General features: G+C 38.6%; 28 protein-coding genes and 1 pseudogene. 15 read left to right on the top strand and 14 right to left on the bottom strand.

Annotated elements, in window-relative coordinates:
- Positions 1 to 104 precede the first annotated feature (104 nt).
- Entirely contained in the window at positions 105 to 1,628 is a 1,524-nt protein-coding gene (locus BMZ31_RS12965; protein WP_090832187.1) for an FAD-dependent oxidoreductase, read from the bottom strand.
- 183 nt (positions 1,629 to 1,811) lie between these two features.
- Here BMZ31_RS12965 and BMZ31_RS12960 point away from each other — a divergent pair, with 183 nt between their 5' ends.
- Together BMZ31_RS12960 and BMZ31_RS12955 are read left to right on the top strand one after the other, a co-directional pair.
- Positions 1,812 to 2,738: a phosphotransferase gene (locus tag BMZ31_RS12960; RefSeq protein ID WP_090832186.1), complete on the top strand. Its 927-nt coding sequence runs from the start codon at positions 1,812 to 1,814 to the stop codon at positions 2,736 to 2,738.
- A 13-nt stretch (positions 2,739 to 2,751) separates the two neighbouring features.
- Complete coding sequence (locus BMZ31_RS12955) at positions 2,752 to 3,492, top strand: CBS domain-containing protein (protein WP_090832185.1); 741 nt, start codon at positions 2,752 to 2,754, stop codon at positions 3,490 to 3,492.
- Between the two features lie 28 nt (positions 3,493 to 3,520).
- On the opposite strand, the gene BMZ31_RS12950 is transcribed toward BMZ31_RS12955, so the two are convergent.
- The gene (locus BMZ31_RS12950; protein WP_254778797.1) at positions 3,521 to 3,907 is read right to left on the bottom strand and encodes a DUF1360 domain-containing protein; all 387 of its coding nucleotides are present in this window, start codon (positions 3,905 to 3,907) and stop codon (positions 3,521 to 3,523) included.
- 192 nt (positions 3,908 to 4,099) lie between these two features.
- Here BMZ31_RS12950 and safA point away from each other — a divergent pair, with 192 nt between their 5' ends.
- The 6 genes from safA (at position 4,100) to BMZ31_RS12920 (ending at position 8,369) form a co-directional block, all read left to right on the top strand.
- On the top strand, positions 4,100 to 4,714 hold the full coding sequence (gene safA, locus BMZ31_RS12945; RefSeq protein ID WP_090832184.1) for a SafA/ExsA family spore coat assembly protein: 615 nt from the start codon (positions 4,100 to 4,102) through the stop codon (positions 4,712 to 4,714).
- Positions 4,715 to 4,863: 149 nt separating this feature from the next.
- Positions 4,864 to 5,208 (top strand): lmo0954 family membrane protein, encoded by a 345-nt coding sequence (locus BMZ31_RS12940; RefSeq protein WP_090832183.1) that lies wholly within the window; start codon positions 4,864 to 4,866, stop codon positions 5,206 to 5,208.
- A 20-nt stretch (positions 5,209 to 5,228) separates the two neighbouring features.
- Positions 5,229 to 5,876: a PspA/IM30 family protein gene (locus BMZ31_RS12935; protein WP_090832182.1), complete on the top strand. Its 648-nt coding sequence runs from the start codon at positions 5,229 to 5,231 to the stop codon at positions 5,874 to 5,876.
- Positions 5,877 to 5,972: 96 nt separating this feature from the next.
- The gene (liaF, locus tag BMZ31_RS12930) at positions 5,973 to 6,704 is read left to right on the top strand and encodes a cell wall-active antibiotics response protein LiaF (protein ID WP_090832181.1); all 732 of its coding nucleotides are present in this window, start codon (positions 5,973 to 5,975) and stop codon (positions 6,702 to 6,704) included.
- Positions 6,701 to 7,744 (top strand): sensor histidine kinase, encoded by a 1,044-nt coding sequence (locus tag BMZ31_RS12925; RefSeq protein WP_090832180.1) that lies wholly within the window; start codon positions 6,701 to 6,703, stop codon positions 7,742 to 7,744. Before liaF ends, BMZ31_RS12925 begins: the two co-directional genes overlap by 4 nt.
- A complete protein-coding gene (locus tag BMZ31_RS12920; protein WP_090832179.1) occupies positions 7,737 to 8,369 on the top strand; it encodes a response regulator transcription factor in 633 nt (210 codons plus the stop codon). Before BMZ31_RS12925 ends, BMZ31_RS12920 begins: the two co-directional genes overlap by 8 nt.
- A 41-nt stretch (positions 8,370 to 8,410) precedes the next feature.
- Here the strand turns inward: BMZ31_RS12920 and BMZ31_RS12915 are convergent, their stop codons facing one another.
- Complete coding sequence (locus tag BMZ31_RS12915; RefSeq protein ID WP_090832178.1) at positions 8,411 to 8,845, bottom strand: Lrp/AsnC family transcriptional regulator; 435 nt, start codon at positions 8,843 to 8,845, stop codon at positions 8,411 to 8,413.
- Between the two features lie 122 nt (positions 8,846 to 8,967).
- Here BMZ31_RS12915 and BMZ31_RS12910 point away from each other — a divergent pair, with 122 nt between their 5' ends.
- On the top strand, positions 8,968 to 9,390 hold the full coding sequence (locus tag BMZ31_RS12910; RefSeq protein ID WP_090832177.1) for a carboxymuconolactone decarboxylase family protein: 423 nt from the start codon (positions 8,968 to 8,970) through the stop codon (positions 9,388 to 9,390).
- 243 nt (positions 9,391 to 9,633) lie between these two features.
- On the opposite strand, the gene BMZ31_RS12905 is transcribed toward BMZ31_RS12910, so the two are convergent.
- The 3 genes from BMZ31_RS12905 to BMZ31_RS12895 form a co-directional block, all read right to left on the bottom strand.
- The gene (locus BMZ31_RS12905) at positions 9,634 to 10,086 is read right to left on the bottom strand and encodes a DUF2269 family protein (protein WP_090832176.1); all 453 of its coding nucleotides are present in this window, start codon (positions 10,084 to 10,086) and stop codon (positions 9,634 to 9,636) included.
- A gap of 126 nt (positions 10,087 to 10,212) precedes the next feature.
- Positions 10,213 to 10,896, bottom strand: coding sequence for a TrkA C-terminal domain-containing protein (locus BMZ31_RS12900; protein WP_090832175.1), 684 nt, complete (start codon positions 10,894 to 10,896; stop codon positions 10,213 to 10,215).
- 86 nt (positions 10,897 to 10,982) lie between these two features.
- Complete coding sequence (locus tag BMZ31_RS12895) at positions 10,983 to 11,246, bottom strand: hypothetical protein (protein ID WP_090832174.1); 264 nt, start codon at positions 11,244 to 11,246, stop codon at positions 10,983 to 10,985.
- Positions 11,247 to 11,400: 154 nt separating this feature from the next.
- Between BMZ31_RS12895 and BMZ31_RS12890 the strand changes: the two genes are divergently transcribed.
- On the top strand, positions 11,401 to 12,387 hold the full coding sequence (locus BMZ31_RS12890; protein WP_254778795.1) for a magnesium transporter CorA family protein: 987 nt from the start codon (positions 11,401 to 11,403) through the stop codon (positions 12,385 to 12,387).
- 14 nt (positions 12,388 to 12,401) lie between these two features.
- Here the strand turns inward: BMZ31_RS12890 and BMZ31_RS12885 are convergent.
- From BMZ31_RS12885 to mscL, 3 genes and pseudogenes are all read right to left on the bottom strand, one after another.
- Positions 12,402 to 12,845, bottom strand: a pseudogene (locus tag BMZ31_RS12885) (peroxiredoxin-like family protein); the annotation flags it as partial.
- A gap of 222 nt (positions 12,846 to 13,067) precedes the next feature.
- Entirely contained in the window at positions 13,068 to 13,703 is a 636-nt protein-coding gene (locus BMZ31_RS12880; RefSeq protein ID WP_090832171.1) for a Bax inhibitor-1/YccA family protein, read from the bottom strand.
- A gap of 70 nt (positions 13,704 to 13,773) precedes the next feature.
- Positions 13,774 to 14,160: a large conductance mechanosensitive channel protein MscL gene (gene mscL, locus BMZ31_RS12875; RefSeq protein WP_090832170.1), complete on the bottom strand. Its 387-nt coding sequence runs from the start codon at positions 14,158 to 14,160 to the stop codon at positions 13,774 to 13,776.
- A 257-nt stretch (positions 14,161 to 14,417) separates the two neighbouring features.
- On the opposite strand from mscL, the gene queF reads away from it, so the two are divergent.
- Positions 14,418 to 14,915 (top strand): preQ(1) synthase, encoded by a 498-nt coding sequence (queF, locus tag BMZ31_RS12870; RefSeq protein WP_090832169.1) that lies wholly within the window; start codon positions 14,418 to 14,420, stop codon positions 14,913 to 14,915.
- Positions 14,916 to 15,186: 271 nt separating this feature from the next.
- Here the strand turns inward: queF and BMZ31_RS12865 are convergent, their stop codons facing one another.
- Positions 15,187 to 16,419: an aminopeptidase gene (locus BMZ31_RS12865; protein ID WP_090832168.1), complete on the bottom strand. Its 1,233-nt coding sequence runs from the start codon at positions 16,417 to 16,419 to the stop codon at positions 15,187 to 15,189.
- A 200-nt stretch (positions 16,420 to 16,619) separates the two neighbouring features.
- On the opposite strand from BMZ31_RS12865, the gene BMZ31_RS12860 reads away from it, so the two are divergent.
- The gene (locus tag BMZ31_RS12860; protein WP_090832167.1) at positions 16,620 to 17,012 is read left to right on the top strand and encodes a hypothetical protein; all 393 of its coding nucleotides are present in this window, start codon (positions 16,620 to 16,622) and stop codon (positions 17,010 to 17,012) included.
- A gap of 137 nt (positions 17,013 to 17,149) precedes the next feature.
- Here BMZ31_RS12860 and BMZ31_RS12855 read toward each other — a convergent pair whose 3' ends face one another.
- Positions 17,150 to 18,433, bottom strand: a complete 1,284-nt coding sequence (locus BMZ31_RS12855; RefSeq protein ID WP_090832166.1) for an MDR family MFS transporter — start codon at positions 18,431 to 18,433, stop codon at positions 17,150 to 17,152.
- Positions 18,434 to 18,514: 81 nt separating this feature from the next.
- The gene (locus tag BMZ31_RS12850) at positions 18,515 to 19,312 is read right to left on the bottom strand and encodes a nucleotidyltransferase domain-containing protein (RefSeq protein WP_090832165.1); all 798 of its coding nucleotides are present in this window, start codon (positions 19,310 to 19,312) and stop codon (positions 18,515 to 18,517) included.
- Between the two features lie 143 nt (positions 19,313 to 19,455).
- Between BMZ31_RS12850 and BMZ31_RS12845 the strand changes: the two genes are divergently transcribed.
- From BMZ31_RS12845 to BMZ31_RS12835, 3 genes are read left to right on the top strand one after another with little or no spacing between them, the layout of a single operon-like run.
- Positions 19,456 to 19,749: a hypothetical protein gene (locus BMZ31_RS12845; protein WP_090832164.1), complete on the top strand. Its 294-nt coding sequence runs from the start codon at positions 19,456 to 19,458 to the stop codon at positions 19,747 to 19,749.
- A gap of 32 nt (positions 19,750 to 19,781) precedes the next feature.
- Positions 19,782 to 20,069 carry a hypothetical protein gene (locus BMZ31_RS12840; protein ID WP_090832163.1) on the top strand — a complete coding sequence of 96 codons (288 nt, stop codon included), beginning with the start codon at positions 19,782 to 19,784 and terminating at the stop codon, positions 20,067 to 20,069.
- Between the two features lie 17 nt (positions 20,070 to 20,086).
- Positions 20,087 to 20,371, top strand: coding sequence for a hypothetical protein (locus BMZ31_RS12835; RefSeq protein WP_090832162.1), 285 nt, complete (start codon positions 20,087 to 20,089; stop codon positions 20,369 to 20,371).
- 33 nt (positions 20,372 to 20,404) lie between these two features.
- Here BMZ31_RS12835 and BMZ31_RS12830 read toward each other — a convergent pair whose 3' ends face one another.
- Together BMZ31_RS12830 and BMZ31_RS20385 are read right to left on the bottom strand one after the other, a co-directional pair.
- On the bottom strand, positions 20,405 to 22,495 hold the full coding sequence (locus BMZ31_RS12830) for a DNA topoisomerase III (RefSeq protein ID WP_090832161.1): 2,091 nt from the start codon (positions 22,493 to 22,495) through the stop codon (positions 20,405 to 20,407).
- A 98-nt stretch (positions 22,496 to 22,593) separates the two neighbouring features.
- A complete protein-coding gene (locus BMZ31_RS20385; protein WP_090832160.1) occupies positions 22,594 to 22,842 on the bottom strand; it encodes a hypothetical protein in 249 nt (82 codons plus the stop codon).
- Positions 22,843 to 22,882: the final 40 nt, after the last annotated feature.

Genomic DNA, 22,882 nt, shown 5'->3' with positions numbered 1-22,882 from the left:
GAGTGGAATCTTGCGGAAATCCTCCCAAATCTTGCGAAATCAAATTTTCAGCCTCCCAAATCAAATTGAAGCCCACACATCTGGTCTGTGTGGGCTTATTTCTATCAGTCGCTAATCTTTTTCAGAGGTTTCTTGGCAGGTCCTTCGACTACTTCGCCTGAATAAGCAAATCTTGAACCGTGACACGAGCAATCCCATGTCTTTTCGGCATGATTCCATTCACACTCGCATCCCAGATGTGTGCAGGTCGTATCGACGATAAATAACTCGCCGTTTTTATCCTTATAAGCGCCTGCTCTCTTACCATTTACAATGACAACAGAACCTTGGTCATTTTCTAAATCTCTAGTACTCTTAGGAACGAATTCGAGCTTCCCTTTCAATAAGTGGGCTGCTACATCAAGGTTTTGAGTGATTAGATTTTTTAAGCTTGGGTCGGCATTGAAGCGCGATGGTGTATAAACATCAACGTATGAATTCTCACGAGCCGTAATCAAATCAGTCATAAGCTGAGCGGCTACCGTACCGCTTGTCATGCCCCATTTTTTATAGCCGGTTGCAACTAAGATATTCTTTTTGTCCGATTTGATTGGACCGATATATGGCACCTTATCGAGGGAGACTAAATCTTGTGCTGACCAGCGGTAGATATACTCACTTTGTCCAAACACTTCTCCCGAAAATTCCTGCAATGCCTCATAGTATCTTAATGTATCCTTGCCTTGTCCGGTTTTATGGCTTTCCCCGCCGATTAAAATAAGTTGACCGTCATCGAGCGGAGTGCTTCGGATCGAACGTGTTGGACTATCAGCGCTAATGTACATGCCGCCTGGAAATTCTTCCTTCGTCTTAATTCCAATGACATAGGATCTTTCAGCATGCATTCGCGCAAAATAGAATCCCATTCCATCATAGAATGGAAAGTGTGATGCGACGACAAGATGTTTGCACGTCACTTTGTTACCGGATTTTGTAGAGATGATAGGAGAGTCACCGTCCTCGACATCGATTGCCGTTGTATTTTCATAAAATTCACAACCATTCGCTGTTGCCTCTTTCACAAGGTGAGTCAAATACTTCAAGGGGTGAAATTGAGCCTGTCCTTTCATGGATAGGGCATTTTTAATACTTATATTAAAAGGAATGCTGTCTGACAGTTCACCGGGGATTCCAAGTCTTTGGTATGCCTCATACTCCTTTTCAAGCTTTGATTGATATTCTTCGGTTGTGGAATAAATAAAGGCATCCTGCTCACTAAAATCGCAATCTATTCCATGCTCTTGAATCACATTCCTTATGAAATCAAGCGCCTGTTTATTAGATTCATAATAAAGTTTCGCTTTTTCTTCTCCGAAGTGGCTAATCAATTCATCGTATATCAGACCGTGCTGAGCTGTAATCTTGGCAGTTGTATGGCCGGTCGTTCCATTTAGGATGCTGCCGGCTTCCATGACCCCGACCTTTAAACCTGCTTTACTTAGTAAGTAGGCAGTAGTAATCCCCGTAATTCCTGCTCCTACAATCGCTACATCAACGTGTAGATCAGTCTCTAGTTTAGCGAATTGTGGAAGATTGGTTTCTCTCCAATACGTTTTAGGAAATTGAGGCATTTCGTTTGTGATATCCATCTATAAATCCTCCTTTTAAAAAAATCACTAGACTTAACTTTTCCAAAAATCTACATTTCATGTGCTGAACTTGATAACTATGGACATATTCCCTTTGCTTTGAAAAATAGCAATTATTTTGAAGATGTTAAACGAAGAGATAAAATAATAAAAAAGATATTCATTTACAAAGGAGGAATAAAGATGCCACAGCCTTGGACAGCAGAAATTGTTTTGACCGAGAAAGAGGCAGAAGGGCTTATCCTCTCACAATTTCCACAATTATCTCCGATTACAATAAAATTAATCGGAAAAGGTTTTGATAATACTGTTTTTAAGGTAAATAACCAATACGTATTTCGTTTTCCGCGTAGGGAAGTTGGACACGAATTATTGGAGATAGAGAATATGCTCCTACCTGCAATCGTAGCAACAGCTAGCATGGCCATTCCCAAACCAATCTTTTTCGGTCATCCATCTGAAAATTATCCTTGGTCCTTTACAGGTTATCGTTTAGTCGAGGGAATCACCCCTTCTACAGTCAACCACGATGATCGTCTGAAATCAGTTGAACGACTTGCAGAATTCTTAAAAGTGTTGCATAGCATTCCAATTAATCTCGCTGAAGGTCTGGGTGTACCGTATGACACACTTGAACGTCTCAGCATTAAAAAAAGGAAGGAACAACTCAAGAATTATGTGCAAAAGGCTGTTGGCAATCAACTGATAGCACAGGTAGAATTGCTCACGAAGTATGTGGATTCGTTAGAGCAGATAGAAACGGCAGGACCTCTAGTGCTAGTCCATGGGGATTTACATATTCGTAACCTGTTACTTAATAGCCAAAATGAAGTATCAGGGATTATTGATTGGGGCGACACGCATATTGGAAATCCGGCGGTAGACCTTTCAATCGCGTATAGTTTTATACCCAATAGCGGAAGGGGATTATTTTTCGAAAAATATGGACAAGTAAAAGGAGAGACAAAAAAGCTGGCAAGATTTAAAGCCATCTATACGGCTGTCTTGCTACTCGTATATGGACATGATCTGCAAGATGGAGAAATAGTAAAAGCAGCGCAGGAAAGTATTCATACAGCCCTTGAAGGGTGGGAATCATCATTATCATAAGTAGGTGATAGGTATGTTAGAATCCACTGAATCAGTAAAAGAGATTCAAAAGCAACGGGAAAAGTCAGAGAGGTTCGAAATTGCATTCAATCAAATTCATACCGAACTTCGCAAACTTGTAAAACTTGAGGACAGTGACCACTTCCTAGATTTATTGCATAAAGCAAAGAATAGACATGCTTCCATCCGAAATTTCTTTGATGATTTGAAAAGCTATGCACGGTTAAGAAATGCCTTGGTACACGAAAAAAGCCGAGAGAATTTCTATATTGCAGAACCTCATCTTGAGGTAGTAGAAAGAATCGAAAACATTTCGCAGTTTCTGCAAAGTCCACCCTCGGTATTGTCGATTGCATCAGGTCGAGTAAAAACATACGATGCTTTTGAAGAAGTGAAGGACTTTCTTGAGGACACGAAGGATGATCCGTATTCACAATTTCCCATCTATAGAGGTAATAAATTTGTATTCCTATTAACAGAAGGCGGGTTACGCAGCTTTTTCGCTGAGAAGATAAATGGACATACCATTGACCTTAAAGGAATAAAGGTTTTCGACCTTCAATCGTATGAAAAGGAGAGAAACGTTCAATTCATTACACCTAATCAAAACGTATTTGATCTTGAGGATTTGTTTGAAGGACGAGTTCAGGACGGCAATAAACTTGAAGCAGTTATTGTCACACCTAATGGTTCAAAGGAAGAAAAGCCTGTGGGGATTATTACTCCTTGGGATTTGATAAAAATGGATACATGATGACACAAGAAAAGAACCAGGCATCATCCTAGTTCTTTTTTTCTTGTTCATGTTGTTGATGGGCTAGGTAGCTGACTCTCTTTATGTTAACTCCTACAAAGGATTCAAGAATTGATTGTCCGCCAGCAATGGAAAGGATAAGAATGATGACAAAGGTTACTTTGGGGATGAGAAGGTATGCTGTGCCGAGGAAAATGGCACTCCAAATTCCTGTACACCAATAACAATTGAGTAGATAACCGAACATCGACTTCGGTACATTCTTTGTTTCTGTTCCGTGGTCGGTTTGAATTTCAATTTTTTTCATAAATGGCTTTCTGATAAATTCCGTTATCTTATCAAATACAACTAAGTGAGTTAGCCTGTAACTTGCCAGTATGAGCATCAAATATGTCATCCAAGTTAGTTCCTTCAAACAAATTCCTCCCTATTTTCATTTTTTTATTATCAGCGCTGACTTTCAAAATATACAAAAGCTCTCCTGAAGATGCCTTTCCCTTCCATCACATGGATGAATCCTCATTTCAAAAATAAGTCATGCAGGCAGTCTTGAAGTGAATATTTTTATCGGTAACTCACATCCTATTATCGGAGGTGCAAGTTAAAGATGAAAAAGGTATTAATAGCAGGCTTTATGTTTCTTATGGCACTCGTTTGTGTGCCAGCCATTTCCTTTGCGCAGCAGGTTTACACAGTTCAACCTGGTGATTCCCTTTGGAAAATTGCGGTGAAATATCAGGTAGGCATATCTGAAATTATTGAAGCAAACCCGCAATTTCCAAATCCGAACTTAATCTATCCAGGACAAAAGGTTAACATTCCGAATTACGATGCTGTAAAAAGTGTCGAACATCAAGTCATTCAATTAACAAACCAAGAACGTGCGAAATACGGTTTGAAACCACTCGTGGCTGATTGGGAGCTTTCAAGGGTGGCACGTTACAAATCCAATGATATGAGAGACAAAAACTATTTCTCTCACACAAGCCCAACATACGGTGATCCATTTACGATGATGAAGAACTTTGGTATTCACTATAATGCTGCTGGTGAAAATATTGCAGCAGGACAAACGACTGCAGCCTCAGTTGTTCAAGCTTGGATGAACAGCCCAGGTCACCGTAAGAATATCCTTAGCCAGAGCTACACTCATATTGGAGTTGGTTATGCGCAAGGCGGTTCACAACGTTACTATTGGACGCAAATGTTTATTTCTAAATAGAAATCTATATTTTTCAAAGAAGGGTCAGTCTGTTTAGCGGGCTGACTCTTTCTACGTCTCGGGACCTATATGAAAATCAAGCTCAAGCTCGTTATGAGAAATTCGCCAGAGAGGTAAGATGAATACATGAAAGAGAGGAGGAAACGTAAATGAAGAAATTTGGTTTACTTTTAGCAGGAGGTTTAGCGGCCATGGTGTTGTTAGCAACAGTTGGCCCGATGATCGGAATGGTGATCAGTCTTGCGATAATGTATTTCGTTTTCAAAAAGTTCATGAAGTCTGAGTCAACTGGAAGCAAGATTGGATGGGGCTTTGCCGGTTTCATTGCCTTAATGGCAGCAGCTCACAATGCTCCAGCCATCCTAGGTGTTGTAGCGCTATATGTTTTATACGTTGTCTACAAGAAATGGAATAGAAGCGAGTCACCATTAAAAGAAGAAAGCGATCCGTTCATGAATTTTGAAAAGCAATGGAACGAATTGAAACAAAATTAACCTAAAGGAGAGATGGAAAAATGACAAACTTATTTACTCGCATTAAAAACACGATCTCAGCTGATTTGCACGAAGTACTTGATACGAAGGAACGTAAAAATCCGATTGCATTATTGAACCAATATTTACGCCAAAGCGAACAGGAAACTGAAAAAGTAAGAAAGCTTTTGGAACGTCAATCTACATTGAAAGAAGAATTTACTCGTGAACTTCAGTTTGCTACAGACCTTGCAGCTAAACGAAAGTATCAAGCAGAAGTTGCCTCTAAAGATGGTGAATCGAATCTTTATGAATTCGCCTTACAAGAACACGCTCAATATGCAGAACGTGCAGAAAGATTGAAAGTTTCCTTGCAAAATACAATTGATGAATTGCAAGGGTTAGAGCGTAAATATGAAGAAATGAAGCACAAGTTGAAAGATATGCATATCCGCCGCATGGAATTAATGGGCAAGGAAAACATCACGCGTGCCAACCTTCGGGCTAACACAGTTCTTGATGAAAATGGTAACGGAGACAAAGCCTTTGCAAAGTTTCAGGATATTGAGAACTACCTAGAAAAGCTGGAGCACCAAGTGAATAGTTCTTACTATCGCAGCACCATAGATGCACGCATTGCACAATTAGAAAAAGAAATGAAAAAAGAGGAAATCTCGTCCATTTCTTAATCCAAACATGGTATTCTAAAAAGGCGTGGGAATCTGCGCCTTTTGAAGCTTTTTTCTGAAGTGGCACATCTTAAAAGGGTCTAGGAGATGAAGGAAATGCTAAACAATATTAAAAATAATTACTTGAGCTGGGTCATCTTCATAGGCAGTGTCGTTCTTTTGCTCGAAATCATCTTTTTTAACAGTGGCGTGATATTTTCGCTATTCGTATCGTCACTCATGATCTATTATGGGAAGAAGTCTCTTGAAAAAAGGAAAGGGAAATTCCTTTTCTGGGGCGGACTCATCTTTCTATGTGCTAGCGTATTTTCCATGATTACCTTTAAGTTTTTAATGTTAGCACTTTTGCTGTATTTCGTAATTAAATTTGTTTCCTCGAAAAAGGAACCTAAACATATTCTCCCCGTAATTAAATTGCCTGAACAAGAAACAAAGGACACTATTTGTATTACGAAGCCTTTCTTCGAAAATACCTTACTCGGACAACAGCGGACACCAGATGATGTTTACGAATGGAACGATATTAATATCCAGGCGGCTGTTGGAGATACAGTGATTGACCTAAGTTACACGGTCCTGCCAAAAGGTGAAACGGTGATTGCCATTCGTAATGTGATTGGAAAGGTTCAAGTTCTTGTACCATATGAACTGGAAGTGAATGTTTCCCATTCAAGCATAGTCGGGACAGTATCAGTATTTAATCATGCCGAGACCAAAGTATTCAATCAGGTGATGCAATATCAAACACCAGACTTCCTACAATCCGAGCAAAGAGTGAAAATCATTACATCCCTTTTCATAGGAGATTTAGAGGTGAAGCGCATATGAGTGCCGTACTTCGCCAAGTTATCTGGTCTTCGCTCTTTGTATTTTTCATTGTCATTACGATTTTAGTAGGCATGTTCATTGCGATTCCTGACCTTATTTGGCAGGATTTATGGAATGAAGAATTGATGGACATACCTGTAGGTGTGTTTATTCCTGCTTTTAGTATCGCCGTTGCCATAGTATTCGGCCTGGTTTCAGGCTTTTATTGGCGTAACCAATTTGCTGCTATCGATAAAGCCGTACATTCCCTTGAAGAAGGAAGACAGCTTGAGTTCAAGGCTGATGCCAATTTTTCCGAAGTTCAATCCATTCAAAGAAGAATAAGTAAAATTTACAAGCAAATGACTGAACAAACTATACTTTCCCAAAGGTTAGCAACTGAGAAGGTAGAAGACATTGAGGGAAGGATTCAAGAAATTATCTCCCAGGAACGAAACCGTTTGGCGAGGGAATTGCATGATTCAGTCAGTCAACAGCTTTTTGCGGCTTCCATGATGATGTCGGCGATAACGGAACCATTGAGTGAAAAGGAAGACCGCCAATCAAAGCAACTGAAAATGGTTGAAGAAATGATTCATCAATCACAATTAGAGATGCGAGCACTACTACTTCACCTCCGACCTGTAGCTTTAAAAGACAAGACGCTACAAGAAGGAATTGAAGAGCTATTAATCGAATTATCACAGAAGGTCACCATGAACATACACTGGAAGGTTGAAGCGTTCCCGTTGGATAAGGGATTAGAAGATCATCTTTTTCGGATTCTTCAAGAGTCTGTATCTAACACTCTCAGACATTCTAAAGCCACCAAACTGGAAGTTTTGCTTATTAAACGCGATGACTTGATTATCTTAAGGGTTGCGGATGATGGAATCGGTTTTGAAGATGGTTCCAAAGCAGGCTCCTACGGCTTGCAGAATATGCATGAACGTGCTTTGGAAGTTGGCGGCACGTTAAAGGTTGTTAGTCTTAAAGATAAAGGAACACGTCTTGAAGTAAAAGTTCCAATGATATTGAATGAGGGTGCTGCAAATGATTAAAGTGGTGTTCGTTGATGACCATGAAATGGTGAGGATCGGAGTTTCCTCGTATTTATCTGCACAAGAGGATATTGAAGTCATTGGAGAAGCGGATAACGGAAGAACAGGTGTTGAGTTGGCGCTAGAATTAAGACCTGATATTATCCTGATGGATCTTGTCATGAAGGAAATGGACGGAATTGAAGCGACCAGACAGATTATTGAAAAATGGCCAGAAGCAAAGGTTATTATTGTCACGAGTTTCCTTGATGACGAGAAAGTATATCCGGCACTTGAAGCAGGTGCTTCTAGCTACATGCTAAAAACTTCAAAGGCAAGTGAGATTGCGAATGCGGTGAGGGCTACATACCATGGTCAATCTGTTCTTGAGCCAGAAGTGACAGGCAAAATGATGATGAAAATGCGTCAGAAAAATGAGCATTTTCCACATGAGGACTTAACAAGCCGAGAGCTTGAAATCCTCATGCTTATGACGGAAGGGAAGACAAATCAGGAAATTGCAGACGAGCTTTTTATCGCCTTAAAAACAGTGAAAACGCATGTAAGCAATATCTTGAGCAAATTAGGTGTTCAAGACCGTACGCAAGCAGTCATTTATGCCTTTAAACATTCTCTTGTCGGTTAAATAAACAAAAAGATCGTCTACATGGTAGGCGATCTTTTTGTTTATTCCATTTTTAGAGTTGTCTCAACTCGAGAAAAAATGAAGTGTGTGACAGTCTGGGCATATGGATTGATCACATTTATAAATTCCTCTGCTTTCGCAAAAGTTTCGAATTGCATTTTAAGCATGTAACAGGCATTGCCTGCAATTCGATAACAAAATTCCAAGTTTGGCAAACTCTCGATAACACTTTTGAATGCTTTATAATCACCGTTTTTGACCGTTGCTTCGATTAAGCATTGTATAGGATAGCCAAGCTTTTCATAATCAACTTCCAATGTGTATTTCTTGATGATTCCATAAGACTCCATTTGTCTGACGCGTTCTGTCACGGATGGAGAGGAAAGATTGATTCTCCTTCCTAATTCGCTCATCGATAGTCGACTATTTTTCGATAATTCATCAATGATTTTTTTATCAATCGCATCTATTTTCAAATTTAATGTCGACCTTTCACTATTTGTTTATTTCTAAAAAGAAATTAGGTAAACAGGTTTCGAATTTAATGTAAAAAAGATTAATGGTTTATTATCATTAATTTAACAAGGAGGAGATGGAAATGGCAAGAATTAAAGAATCAGAATATGGAAAGACCCCGTTTCAAAAGTTGTTAGGACATAACAAAAAAGTGATGGAAGCTTGGACTGTTTTAGGAGAAAGTTTAGAAGGTGACGAACTGCTTTCCTCCATATTAAAGGAGCAAGTAAGGAGGACATTGGCTCAAAGTAATGGCTGTGAATATTGCAAAGCAAAAGGAAAACCTGATCCTCATTTATATGATGAGAAAACTTCCCTAGCCGTAGGATTTGCAGAAGTGTTCTTAAAGCAAAAGGGAGATATATCTGAAGAGACTTTTAAGATATTAAAAGAGGAATTTTCTGAAGGAGAAATCAGCGAACTTTGTGCCTTCATTTGCTTCACTACAGCTCAGCAGTATTATGGGGCGATGATGAAGCTAGAAGAAGTTCAATCAGGGGAGTAAAGTGGCTGACTTGTGTCTGAATTTCGACAGGCGCGAGTAGAATCGAGATTTGCGCGAGTAAAAGTGAGAATTACCCAAGTAAATCGAACAATTACACAAATAGAATGGGAAGAAGGATTAACACAGAGTGTAATAATTCTCTAAAAGTGAAATATTATTTTTTATCATCTGTATAAAGCTGCGTATTATAAGAAACTTAAACATAAGTAAAAACACCGGGTATAGTCCCGGTGTTTTGCCAATTTAGAATGGTTTTACTGACATAAGTACGATCAAGATAACTGCTGCAGCGTGAATCGCACCATTAAACGGTTTAAGTTCGGCATTCAATTTGTTATATGAATCAGGTAGTGTATCTCCCTTATACTCCTTAAGAATAAGGTCCATTTGCTTCATTTTCTTAGGCATGATGCCAGCAACAATTGGCTGTACAAGAACGTAGATTAACAATGATGCGATGTACCATCCTTGTGAAAATAATCCTGTATTTATGAATCCTAAAATTAGCCCGGTAGCCAAAAGTATAATACTACCGACTTTCGCAAATATCTCAATTTTGGTGTTTAGTTCTAATGAAAATCTTGCTTGTGTTGCGTTTTTTGCACTTTTCATGACCACTGGCATTGCAAAGCTCGCGCCAAGTCCTGTTACCGCAGCAATGACATGAATAAGTACGATAAAACTGTAAAGCGTCATTTGTGTTCCCCCTTAGAAAGAATAGAATAATTTTCCTTTTCTATTCTAATGGGTATTTTGCACTATGGCCATAGTAGAAATGGATATTTTTATTAAAAAAATCTTTCAGATTCTTGCATTGAAGAATTACTCATCAGATTCAGCCTTTTCAATTTCTTCTTCAAATTTATCTTTCATTAATTCCTTATCTCCATAAAGGACGATTTTATCTCCTGCCTGAAGTTTTGTATTCAGCCTTTTCTTGCGAATGACGATATCTCCACGTTTAATAAACATGATATTTATATCTTCGTTATCTGTAATCTTATCCACCAATGTCTGTCCGATCATATGTGAGGTTTGATGGATAGGAACTTCTAAAAAATTGTCTTCTTCATTGGTCATTAATACGTCTCGAATGGGCAGGTCTTTCAGGTCAAAATTTTTCTTTAGTTCACCTTTGAAAAAGCGAGCTATTTTTTTCTGCAACGGTGGTATTTTTAATATGATTAACGCTAGTAATAAAAACCCAGCAATAGATGCAATTTCCTTTGTTCTGAAATTATCCGATAGAATGCTACTTATCGCTGAAATCACAACTGCCAAAGAGAAGGCGCCAAATAATATGAGAAATGCTCCTACCCGACGACGAATCGGATGTCCAATGATTAGTTCGGATTCGCCGGTTGTAAATCCAGTACCTGTGAGCATAGAAATGACCTGGAATCTTGCAATATGCTTTTCCAGGCCTGTCAGGGTAAAGATAATGACATTTATTTCAATCACGGCTAAAACAATCGCCAAATACACCAATATGAATATAAAACCCATTCTTTGCCTCCTATTAAGATAGAAAAATTGGTCCTTTTAATATTTAGAAAAAAGAACAATAAACAGAGGAGCAAAAGCGCCTCTGTTTATTGTTCTTTTTCATTGTAATAATTTACAGAATACATAGCCCCTTCACTTACCATTTTGTTGTCATCGATATCATGGGGGTCAGGGTGTCCAGCTTTTTCAATAGGTGGTGTAGCAAGAGAAGTTGAAGGGAAAAACCTATTTTTCACAGTAGAATAGAGATTTTGCATTTTTGTATTACCGGGTCTTAAAGCTAACCAAACCGCAGTACCTATGCCTACGCCTGCTAGTACGAACGAACCTACTTGACGTGAGTTTCTCATATTCCATCATTCCTCCTTGAATAAGGTATTTCTTAACCTTTGTTCTTATATTTACCCACTCCAAAATATATAAAACCACATGATAATTGGAGAATGTTCCATTTATAGGAAATGTTTTTTTGAAGATGATTTGGGGAATCTAAATCTATATATTATGGACGGATACCAGATGGGTCTTGCAGGAGATGAGAAGATGGAGCACAAGTTTCATGATGAGGAATGGAAATGGTATCAGTTAGATGATACTGAAACTACAAAGATTGTTGAGTTAGCAAAACAGTATTCGTCTCTTTCCTTAGAAGAATGGAAAAAGGATATAGATAGACGCAATACTAATTTTCTAAAAGTGGATACTTCGGTTAGGGAAGAAGAAAAAGTGTCCGGTGCACTTGTTTATCAGCAGAACCTTGGAAAAAAAGATGATTTTGAGATTTTTAATTTTTTCATTACAAAAACATTCTTTGTAACTACTGGACTTAATTTTTCAAATGAGGGTATGCCCGTACACTCAACGTTGCTAAAACATATGGAGTATGCAGACAATGCAATTGAAGGATTTGCAATCTTATTGGGAGAAATTATGAAGCGAAACCTAATAAAGATTGACCAATTTGAATTAAGACTGAACGATTTGTTCTGGAAGGTCAAAGAACAAAATAGTACAACCATTCTCGAGGAAATCTATCAATGCCGACATGAATTATTGGTCGCCAAGCATTTGATGATGCCAATAAGAGAAATAAAAATGAGCCTAGACGAAGCCTTCGGAGACTCGATAGTGGAAACAATGGAATATCAGCGAACATGCAAAAGGATCGATCGGGGTCTCATGTTAATTGAAGGCTATGAACAAGAGATGGACACGTTGATTAACCTTGAAGAAGTGGTCTCTTCCCATCGAGGAAATGAAATCATGAAGACGCTAACAGTGATGACGACACTATTTACACCAGTAATGGCTTGGGGAGCATTATGGGGGATGAATTTCGACCATATGCCAGAATTAAAGTGGAAGTTTGGTTATTTAATTTCTCTTATTCTGATTGGTGGAACAACTATAGCTTTGTATATGTTGCTCAAGAAAAAGGGCTGGTTTGGAGATATTCTAAAGGGAAAGAAACGGAATACATTTTTTAAATAAACCAAGGCAGGGCCTCATAGGGTTCTGCCTTGGTTTTTTATGTGATGAATGACGTCATCTATGCTAGCATGATTTTCAGGAGATGAGTCTATATGGTGCCACAACAATTTTCCTTCAGAGGAGAATAGCCAGGTTCCGCCCTGAATAAAAACATCCTGAGTCTTCATTGATTTCTTAACAAATTCTTTCTGTCGGCTATCTTCAGGGAAGAAGTTCTTCACCTTACCTGTGATAAAACCTAATCCGGCTTTCAAGAGCAGTTTCCACTTTAGCATCGTAACATGTCCCATTCCTCTGTATGCCGCCCGTGATGGGTCACCAAATATCGGAAAAGGATAGGGTCCGAAGTGATCTAGAAACTGGTTAATAAAACTAGCCTTTGAAGGAACAATAACAATAACTTGGTAACCTTTTTCAGTAATTTCATTTATTCGCTCACGCAACTGCGTAAGATATTCACGGCAGACTGGTCAACCAAGGTGGCGGACGAAAACAACAACAGATCTTTTTCCGTTGATGAGTTCACTCAATAATACAGGAGTTTCTGACGAAGTGCTTTCTAATTGATAATTCATTCAATAACCTCCATTCATGGAAAGTGTACACCCATCTTAACATAGTAAAAGGCTCTGAATGGCAAGTGCCGCTCAGAGCCTTTGATCTCCACCATGGGAGAATTTTTAATCGTCGCTTCCTAGAATTCCGAAAATACGAAGAATGCTTAAGAACAAGTTAATGAAATCAAGATACAGGTTCAATGCCATCAAAGGAACATGTTCAGCACTAATGCCATAGTGCTTCATACGGTTGAAATCGAAAAGTACATAACCACTGAATACCAGAACGCCGATGAAAGAAAATGCAAGCATTCCAGTAGAACTTAACGGCCAGATAAAGCTAAAGATTGAAATGGCGATTAAAGCTAGCAATGCTGCCATCAGCATGCCGCCTAGGAAAGATAAATCACGTTTCGTTTTTGTTGCGTAAATCGCTAGACCAGTGAAAACAGTTGTTGTTGTAGCTAGGGCCATGAAAACAACGTTAGCACCTGCCAAAGCTGTGTAATGGGCTACAATTGGATAAGTAGTGATTCCCGAAATCGTCGTGAATACATATAGGAATGTGTATGAGATCGCTTTTTTGCGTCGTAAAAAGAATGCGAATACGAGCATTCCAATTTCAATGATTGCAAGTGGCAGGAATAATCCTGTCGGTACAAACACACCAGCGAAAGCACCTAGAATAGCAAAGGCCAGTGATAGTGCGAAAGTCCTCAATATAGAAGGCATAAATTGATTTCTTGTTTGTGCGTACATTTTTTTCTTCACCTCATAGTATTTTGCTTATTATGTTATACGAATCACGGACAAAGAAGATTCATTTTTTCTAAAAATTATTTTCACGTTGTTGTTTTAATAAATCGCGAATCTCCATTAAAAGTTCTTCTTTTTTATCAACAACCGCTTTTTCGTTTTTAGCTTCCTCTTTTTTCTTAAAACGGTTGATCAATCTTACAAATAAGAAAATCGAGAAGGAAATAATCAAGAAATCAGTGACACTCTGCAGAAATAGTCCGTATTTTACATCTGCTTCACCAAGCGTAAATTGAAGCTTGGAAAAATCGATCCCGCCCATTAATAATCCAATCAGCGGCGTTATTATGTCTGCAACAAGAGAACTAACGATTTTACCAAAAGCTGCCCCAATGATAACACCGACTGCCAGGTCGATGACGTTACCTTTTATCGCAAACTTTTTGAATTCATTAAACATAAATCAACCTCCTAACATTCAATCATTATACACGAAAAATATGCTGAACATAAAATAGCTTTTTTGAGTGGCTACCAAATATCACTTGTTGACAATAGAACGCTTTTTTCCTATAGTTACAATGTTACTAAAATACGAATACCCCGTTGCAGACGGGAGAGGTTCATAGCGGATACCCTCTGAAAAAAACTATGGATGATTTCAATTATCTATCGTTGCCTCTCTGTATGTTACGGACATATTAGGAGGCATTTTTTATGGCTGGAAGAAAAGATGAAGAACTAGAAGGCGTTACGTTATTAGGCAATCAAGGGACAAATTATATTTTTCAATATGCTCCAGAGATTCTAGAAGCATTTGATAATAAGCATGCTTACCGCGATTATTTTGTAAAATTGAACTTCCCGGAGTTTACAAGCCTTTGCCCGAAAACAGGACAGCCTGATTTCGCCACTATTTATATCAGCTACATTCCTGGTGAAAAGATGGTTGAAAGTAAGTCGCTTAAATTATATTTGTTCAGCTTCCGTAACCATGGAGATTTCCATGAGGACTGTATGAATATTATCATGAACGACCTTATCAAGTTAATGGATCCTCGTTATATTGAGGTTTGGGGTAAATTTACGCCACGTGGCGGGATTTCAATCGACCCATACACAAACTATGGCAAGCCTGGAACAAAGTATGAAGAAATGGCTAATTATCGCATGATGAACCACGACATGTATCCAGAAAAAATTGACAACCGATAAAAAGATAGAAAAAGCAGGAAACCATATATCGGTTTCCTGCTTTTTTGTTCTACACGAACAGAGGGCTTAATCAAAGGCTGTTTTCGCATAGATTGTTGCTTTTACGATTAGAGCAAAAACGTATAGATTCTTATTTCGTGCTCTTTTCCTCAATATAAAATTCTAAACGCAAAATCACTTCTGACTAATTCAATAACAACAATTTTTTCGAAAAGAGCCTAATCAAACGTTTGATTAAACGCGCTGAATCCTTGCAGGAACTAGCTTTCCCTTAAATCGCCCAATTCCCAGCACGGAAAACAGGAACCGTTTTGCCGTCTGCTGTAATACCGTCAATATCCATTTTATCAGAGCCAATCATGAAATCGACGTGTGTGAGACTCTCGTTTAGCCCATTTGCTTCCAGCTCTTCAGAAGACATTTTCTTCCCGCCTTCGATACAGAAAGCATAGGCACTTCCGATTGCCAAATGGTTTGAAGCATTTTCATCAAACAATGTGTTATAAAAAAGAATATTGGACTGCGAGATTGGTGAATGGAATGGTACGAGTGCCACTTCACCTAGATAGTGTGAGCCTTCATCTGTATTCACTAGTCGTTTCAGAATTTCTTCGCCTTCCTCGGCTTTGAAATCAACGATTCTTCCGTTTTCGAAAGTTAGTGTGAAGTTATCAATGATATTTCCGCCATAGCTAAGAGGCTTCGTACTTGATACCGTTCCATTTACACCCGTTTTTACAGGTACAGTGAAAACTTCCTCTGTCGGCATATTCGCCATGAATTCGATTCCTTGCTCATTCACGCTACCTGCGCCAACCCAGAGGTGCGATTCAGGTAATTGAATCGTTAAGTCTGTACCTGGAGCTTTGTAATGTAATTTTTGAAAATGGTTTTCGTTTAGAATTTTGACCTTTTCATGGAGGGTAGCATCATGCTCTTTCCAAGCAGAAACAGGATCCCCTAAATCAGAACGAGTTGCTTTAAAAATGGCATCCCATAAGAGTCCGACTTGCTCTTCTTTTGCCGCTTCAGGAAACACTTTTGCTGCCCAATCAGGAGAAGCAGCAGCAACAACTGTCCAACTCACTTTATCTGTTTGAACGAACTTTCTATATTTAGAAAGAGCTTTTCCAGCCGCTTTTTGAAAATTTGAGATGCGTTCTGGATTTACACCCTTCAATAGATCAGGGCTTGCGGAAACAACAGACATGAATGCTGCACCGTTTTCGGCTAATTCTTCGATTTCCTTCGCTCTCCATTGTGGATATTCGTTGAAAGCATCATCTGGAGCAAGGTCATATTTCAGCCTTGATACTGTATCATCACTCCAATTAACCACGACGTTATCTGCACCAGTTTCATAAGCTTTTTTGGTAACAAGTCGTACGAATTCAGCTGCATCAAGTGTTGCATTTACAACTAGAGTTTGACCCTTTTGAATATTTACACCAACCTTAACAGCTAGTTCTGCATATTTCTCAAGAGTATTCTGAAAGTTAGTCATATGTATTCTCCTTTTCTCAAAGCACCTCGAAGGTACAATTGTTTTTATAGAATTCTCTGTCTTTTATAATTGTAGCCGTTTACATGGAAAAAAGAAAGGTTGTGAAATCTAGTGGATAGTCACAGAACTTAATAGCCTTTTTAGTAACCACTATTTATAATTAAAAACGGATAAGAATAAAGGGGAACAAGGGGGACGTAATGAAATATCAAGTTTTGCTATTAAGATTCTCTGCCATCTATGCTTTTGCAGGAGCATTTTTAGGTTCACACATGGCTGGTGCTGGTGGTTATAGCTTCAGGGCAATCCATGCACATATTCTCGTAGTAGGATGGCTAAGCTTATTTGCTTTTTCAACATATTATCGCCTATATAAAGTACCGGCAGATTCGAAGCTAGCTTTCCTTCATGTATGGACTGCTATCATTGGGAGTTTCGGATTAACTTCGGGTATGTGGCTTTATACTTTAAAACCATTCGCTTTACCTGAAACATTCACCATGATCTTCTACATCGTAGGAGGATCCACTTTATTGCTGAGTTTTCTTTTATTCGTCATCATGACATTTAAATACAGTAGCAACAGAGATTAATTAAATTCATAGAACAATAGAGAATACAAAGACGACGCTCAGAGAATAATCTCTGAGCGTCGCCTTTGTTAAATACTAATTCTATTGTAATGTAAAAATCCATTTAAAAATCCTATTTTCATTGCTGGCTAGTTTAACTAAGTCCCGCTAATTGGTGAGACACTTTTTGTGGAATCCTCTAACTTTCTAAACATAAGCCAATACAAAACACCCGTTAGGATAGATAGTAAACATAGGATTCCGAATGTCCAATCATATCCCAACCAAACTGTAAGAGGGATAGAGAGAGGAGCGAGAGTTCGACCGAGCGTATAACGTAAGCTAGCGGCAGCGAAGTACTGTCCTCTCATGTGTTCCGGGGCAATTTTAGTAATAAAGCTTTGTTGAATTCCTGCAACCATCAATTCCCCTAATGTGTATATGGCCATTGCCAAAATAAGTCCCCAAATCCAACTTGATTGTCCAAATACAATCATGGAAACAGCATATAAAAGGGAAGAGATGATAAATACATTCTTCTCCTTAAAATGCTCCATCCATCTCGTCACTAAAACCGTAAAAAGTGCTACAAGAAGTCCATTTTCAGCTAGAACTAGTCCAAAAGCCTGTTCACCTTTCACCACAAAGGACCAATCTCCAAATGAAAGAAGTGTTTGATTATCAATGACATCTTTAATATAAACAGGGAAAAGCATATCCAACTGCATGAACGTTTGTGCACCTATTACGCCAGCGATGATAAACATAAGAAACGTCTTATCTTTGGCAATAATACCGTATTCTTTTATCTGATTTTGTAGGAAAGCGTACCATTTTTCATTGTGGTCTTTTACATGTATGTTTGAAACAGGTACAGTTTCACGAATGTATTTTATGAGAACAAAACCAAGGACTATACAAATGACTCCCGCTACCAAAAGCAATTCAAAACGATAATACGTATAAAAAATAGCTCCAAGAAGTGGTCCAACTACAACAGCAATATTAATCATTGTATAGAAAATAGCGAAAACATGATTACGATCCTTCTCATCAACAACATCGGCAACCATCGCCTGACTCGCTGGCCAGTAAAACGAACCGAAAACTCCTGCTAATGCATAGCACATAAAACTCAGCCACGGCGCATCGAGCCATGGAGAATTGGCAAAAGCAAAAATTAGGAAGGATATTCCTTGTCCGATAGAGCCGATTACCATCATTGTCTTTCTGCCGTAGCGGTCAGCGCAGTAACCACCCATTAAATTGGCGAGCACTGAAAATATCTGCGAGAAAACAAGTAAAAATCCAGCCGTGCCCTTTCCAAATTCCTCAGCAAAATATATCGTTAAGAACGGAAAGAACATCCAAAACGTAATATTGATTAATGCTTCTCCAAATAAACGTACTTTTAAGTTAAAATCCCAATCTCTAATTCTCATATAAATTCCTCATTTCTTCCGGGCAACCATTCCATCATACTAAAAAGACAAAAGGGAAAACAAGGAAAAAACACGACATTATTAACTCCACACTTCAATTAAAGTGTCTCTAAAAAGCTGATCGAGTTTCCTCGTGGGGTCTTTTACCTCAACACGTAAACCTTTTGCAAATGCCTCTAGTCTTTCTAGTTCATCGTGGACAAATTGGTGAATGCAATCGATTCTTGGTTCAAAGTCCAACTCGTCGCCTGCCATTTTTCGTTCTAACAAAGTCATGATTTCTTTTTTTAATAATGAGCCAGTTGGTATTAAATCTTCTACTAATGTTTGAAACAGCATAGGTGGAAATGAATTGTATTTTTCGACCCAGCCTGAAGCAAGAATGGGTCGAAGGATGTAAAAGTATTTTTTGATCTTCACTTCCGAACCCTTTAGATAATCACGGTAATTCCCTTTCGCCATATTCAAATAATGATGTACAGAGGAAACGGGCGAAAAGATTTCTGTTGCGATGTCTTTCATTTTATCAACGGTTGTAAATGCTTCATGATAAACGATGCTTGAATTGAGCCATTCCAATAATGGGGGATTGGATTTTCTGAATAATTTCAGTGCTTTCGTCAATTCCCAACCGCTTGCATCTATTAATTCATGTACGGGTATCGAGATAGTATCATGCTTTGGAACTTCCAAGACATCTCTTTTTTGATCAATGGAGAGATACCAGTCCAGTTTATGAACATAAATAAATCTAACATCATAATCGCTATCCTTTGAAGGAAATCCCCATGCGCGGCTTCCTGATTCACAAGCATAAAGGATCTTAACGTCATACTCTTGTTCGATTTTCAAAAGTACTTCTTTTATATGAATTTGCACATCCGTCAGCCTCCTTGTAGTTAGATATCTTTCTCTTCTAGCAAAGTATTTCTTTTTCCTGCAAAAAATACTACTAATAATCGGGATAGTGTATGCGTAGAAGCTTGTTACGAGATGATAATAATAAGAGAAAGAGGGGTTTTATGGGAAGGACAGGTATATGTGAATTATGCAAAAGGGAAGATGTCGAGATCACAGAACATCATTTAATACCAAGAGAAGAAAATGGTGCTTACTTGGACAAAGCTGAGCTATGCATTCCTTGCCATAAACAAATACATGCACTATTTACGAATAAAGAATTAGCGATTCGCTTAAATACGATACAAGCCCTCCAGCAAGACGAGGAAGTTGGGAAGTATCTTAAATGGATCAAGAAGCAGCCATCTAGTGGCATGATTAAAACGAAACGCTCAAAGAAAAATCCAAGAAGATGAGAACGGCTGCATAAAAACGAGGAGGGATGCTTTTGTTTTATTTTTTTCAATTTTTATCAATGCTATTAACACCAGGAAGCACAATGCCGCTTGATACGGAAAGGATAGACAAACATATCAGTGAACTAAGAAAATATGATTGGTTTGAAGAACTTTATCAAAGAACGGAGTATCACAGGTTATTCTTTGTGAGAAAAAGACTGCGCCTATACCTGCAGAGTGCTTGGCGTACTCGTCAGCTGAAAAATAGTATAAGAGCTCAGGAGAAATTTATTGAGTTTCTAAATAAGGAATTGAAGCGTTCGTCTCAAGAGAAATAAGTGAATGAGGGAAAAATATGTACGAATTCGGACACGAACATCGCAAAAAGGAAAAGAAAAACAAAATATATTTTGTTTTATACATATTTATCGCTATCTCAGGTGTGTTTGCTTTATATTTCGAGTACGGAAGCGGATTGGAATTTCTAATCCGAACCTTAGTTAGCCTATTTTTCACATTAACGGTTCTCTATTACTATCGTCGTAATAAGTCTTGGGCTAAGTTTGCAGTCAAGTGGATGGTATGGCTTTATGGGTTGATGATCATCTTCATGCTGATTACGTATTTAGTGAATAGATAAAGAAATGGGAGATGCCTGAGGCATCTCCCATTTTTAATCTTTATCTTTTAGGGCTGCTTTTAGTAAATCTCCAAGGCTTGTGCCGAAATCTTCATTTTGTGAGTATTTTTGCACGAGCTTTCGTTCGTCTCTTTTACTTACAGCCTTTTTCTTTTCCTCTGCTTTTTCTACGACATTGCAGCGTCGACATTGGAAGTAAAGTCCTGCTTTGCCTTCATGCATTTCCATTTTCTTTTTACATTGTGGGCATCTGCGATTGGAAAGTTTCGGGTCTTTCCGTTTGCGATAGCCGCAATCAAGACTTGAGCAAACGAGCACTTTACCTTCTTTCGTACTTCTTTCTTTCAAGAATGAATCACATTCAGGACACTTGGAACCTGTGAGGTTGTGAGCGCGATAGTTTTTATCGCTAGCTTTAATTTCTGAAACAAGCTGTTCCGTTTGCTTGCGAATTTTTTGAGAAAAGGCTTTTGGATCGGCTTTGCCTTTAGAAATCAGCTCTAGTTCCTGCTCCCAACGTGCAGTCAGTTCAGGTGATTTTAATTCTTCATTGACTAGTTCAATGAGCTGTTTTCCTTTTTTCGTAGATTGGAAACGACCGTTCTGACGCTCTACGACTTCTGATGTTACCAGGCGTTCAATGATTTCCGCACGGGTAGCAGGCGTACCTAGTCCAAACTTCTCCATCTGTGCAAGAATGTCTGCTTCAGAATAGCGAAGTGGCGGCTCAGTGAATTTTTGTTTTAAGATGACATTCTTGATTGGAAAAGCTTGACCTTTACTTAAATTTCCAGCAGTTTTATTAACTGATGCTTCTTCATCTTTGCCTGTGATCTTCTTGAAGCCAGCATCGATTACCAATGTTTCTTTGGAAGTGAAAGTTTCGCCGGCAACTTCGAAAATCGTGCTTACTGATTCGTACTTATATTCTGGATAAAAAAGCGTCAGAAATCGCCTTACGATTAAATCATAAAGCTTTCTTTCATCTGAATCCAAATCGCTGAGATGTAACCTTTCTTCGGTAGGAATGATGGCATGGTGGTCCGTCACTTTGCTATTGTTGAATACTCTTTTGGCAACAACTTTACCTTTGGTAGCAAGAAGAGGACGTACTTCATCCTTATAACCGGAAGCAATGCCTTGAAGTCTATCGAGCATGGTTGCTTCCATATCTGTCGTCAAGTAGCGTGAATCTGTCCTAGGATAGGTGACGAGCTTATATTGTTCATAAAGGCGCTGCAAAACATTAGATGTTTTCTTTGCTGAAAAACCAAATCTTTTATTTGCATCCCGTTGTAATTCTGTCAGGTCATAAGGAAGTGGCTGTTGTTCAGTTTTTGCTTTGCGATCAATTGCCTTAAGAGTCGCCGTAGCAGCTGTGACTTTCGTTTTCGTCTTTTCTGCAGTCTCTTTGTTGAAGATTCTTTTCTCACCATTCTTTTCCCAATCTGCAGATAGGGAGGCGATATCAGCAGATAGAGTCCAATATTCCTGAGGCACAAACTTTTGAATGGTTTGCTCTCGTTCCAAGACCATTGAAAGCGTAGGTGTCTGAACACGACCGGCAGACAATGGATCTTTATATTTGGTCGTCAATGCTCTTGTCACATTGAGTCCGATTAACCAATCCGCTTCAGCACGGCATACAGCTGAATCATATAAAGCATCATATACCTTACCTGGCTTTAGTTGCTGAAAACCTTCGCGGATTGCTTTATCAGTTTGAGATGAAATCCAGAGACGTTTCAGTGGTTTATTCCATTTGACTTTTTCAAGAATCCAGCGAGCGACAAGTTCCCCTTCACGACCTGCATCCGTTGCAATAATACACTCTTTTATATCTTGGCGTTTCGCCAACCCTTCAATCGCACGGAATTGATGATTGGTTTGTTTGATGACTTTTAAGCCCATCTTTTGAGGGATAATGGGTAAGTCTTCAAGAGTCCAGTTTTTATATTTATTATCGTAATGCTCTGGCATTTTAAGTTCAATTAAATGACCTAGCGCCCAAGTGACGATATAACGGTCACCTTCCATATAACTTTTATGTGATTGTTTGCAACCAAGAACACGTGCAAGTTCACGGGCTACACTCGGTTTTTCTGCAAGTACAAGAGATTTCATAAGTGCTGCTCCTTTCAAAACAAGGGTTTCCTTTTCATTCATTTAGTATAACGGAAAACAGGTTTGTTTTGTAAAAGTAGGTAGTCGTAATATGAAATCTATACAGAAACCGAAAGCTCGTCAAATTGTTTTGCTTTTTCCATTCCTGACTTAAAGATAAAAACTGCTATAGATTTTCCTTCCATCATAAGAAACGAATTAAGTCTTGATTTTGGTCTTTCTTCAAACGGAGAAGATGAAAATTTCAAATGATGAAGCCAACGAAGAATTAGATTTACTTTTATAAAACGTTTCACTAGATTAAGTCCATCAACATGAGAGAGGCTGACCTGAGCGGATTTGATCAATCCATTTAGGTCAGCCTTTTTTGTTTCTCATATAAATTTA

It is taken from the genome of Bacillus sp. cl95, assembly GCF_900115925.1.
Taxonomy (GTDB): Bacteria; Bacillota; Bacilli; order Bacillales; family Cytobacillaceae; genus Neobacillus_A.
This window is presented reverse-complemented; position numbering and strand designations above follow the sequence as displayed.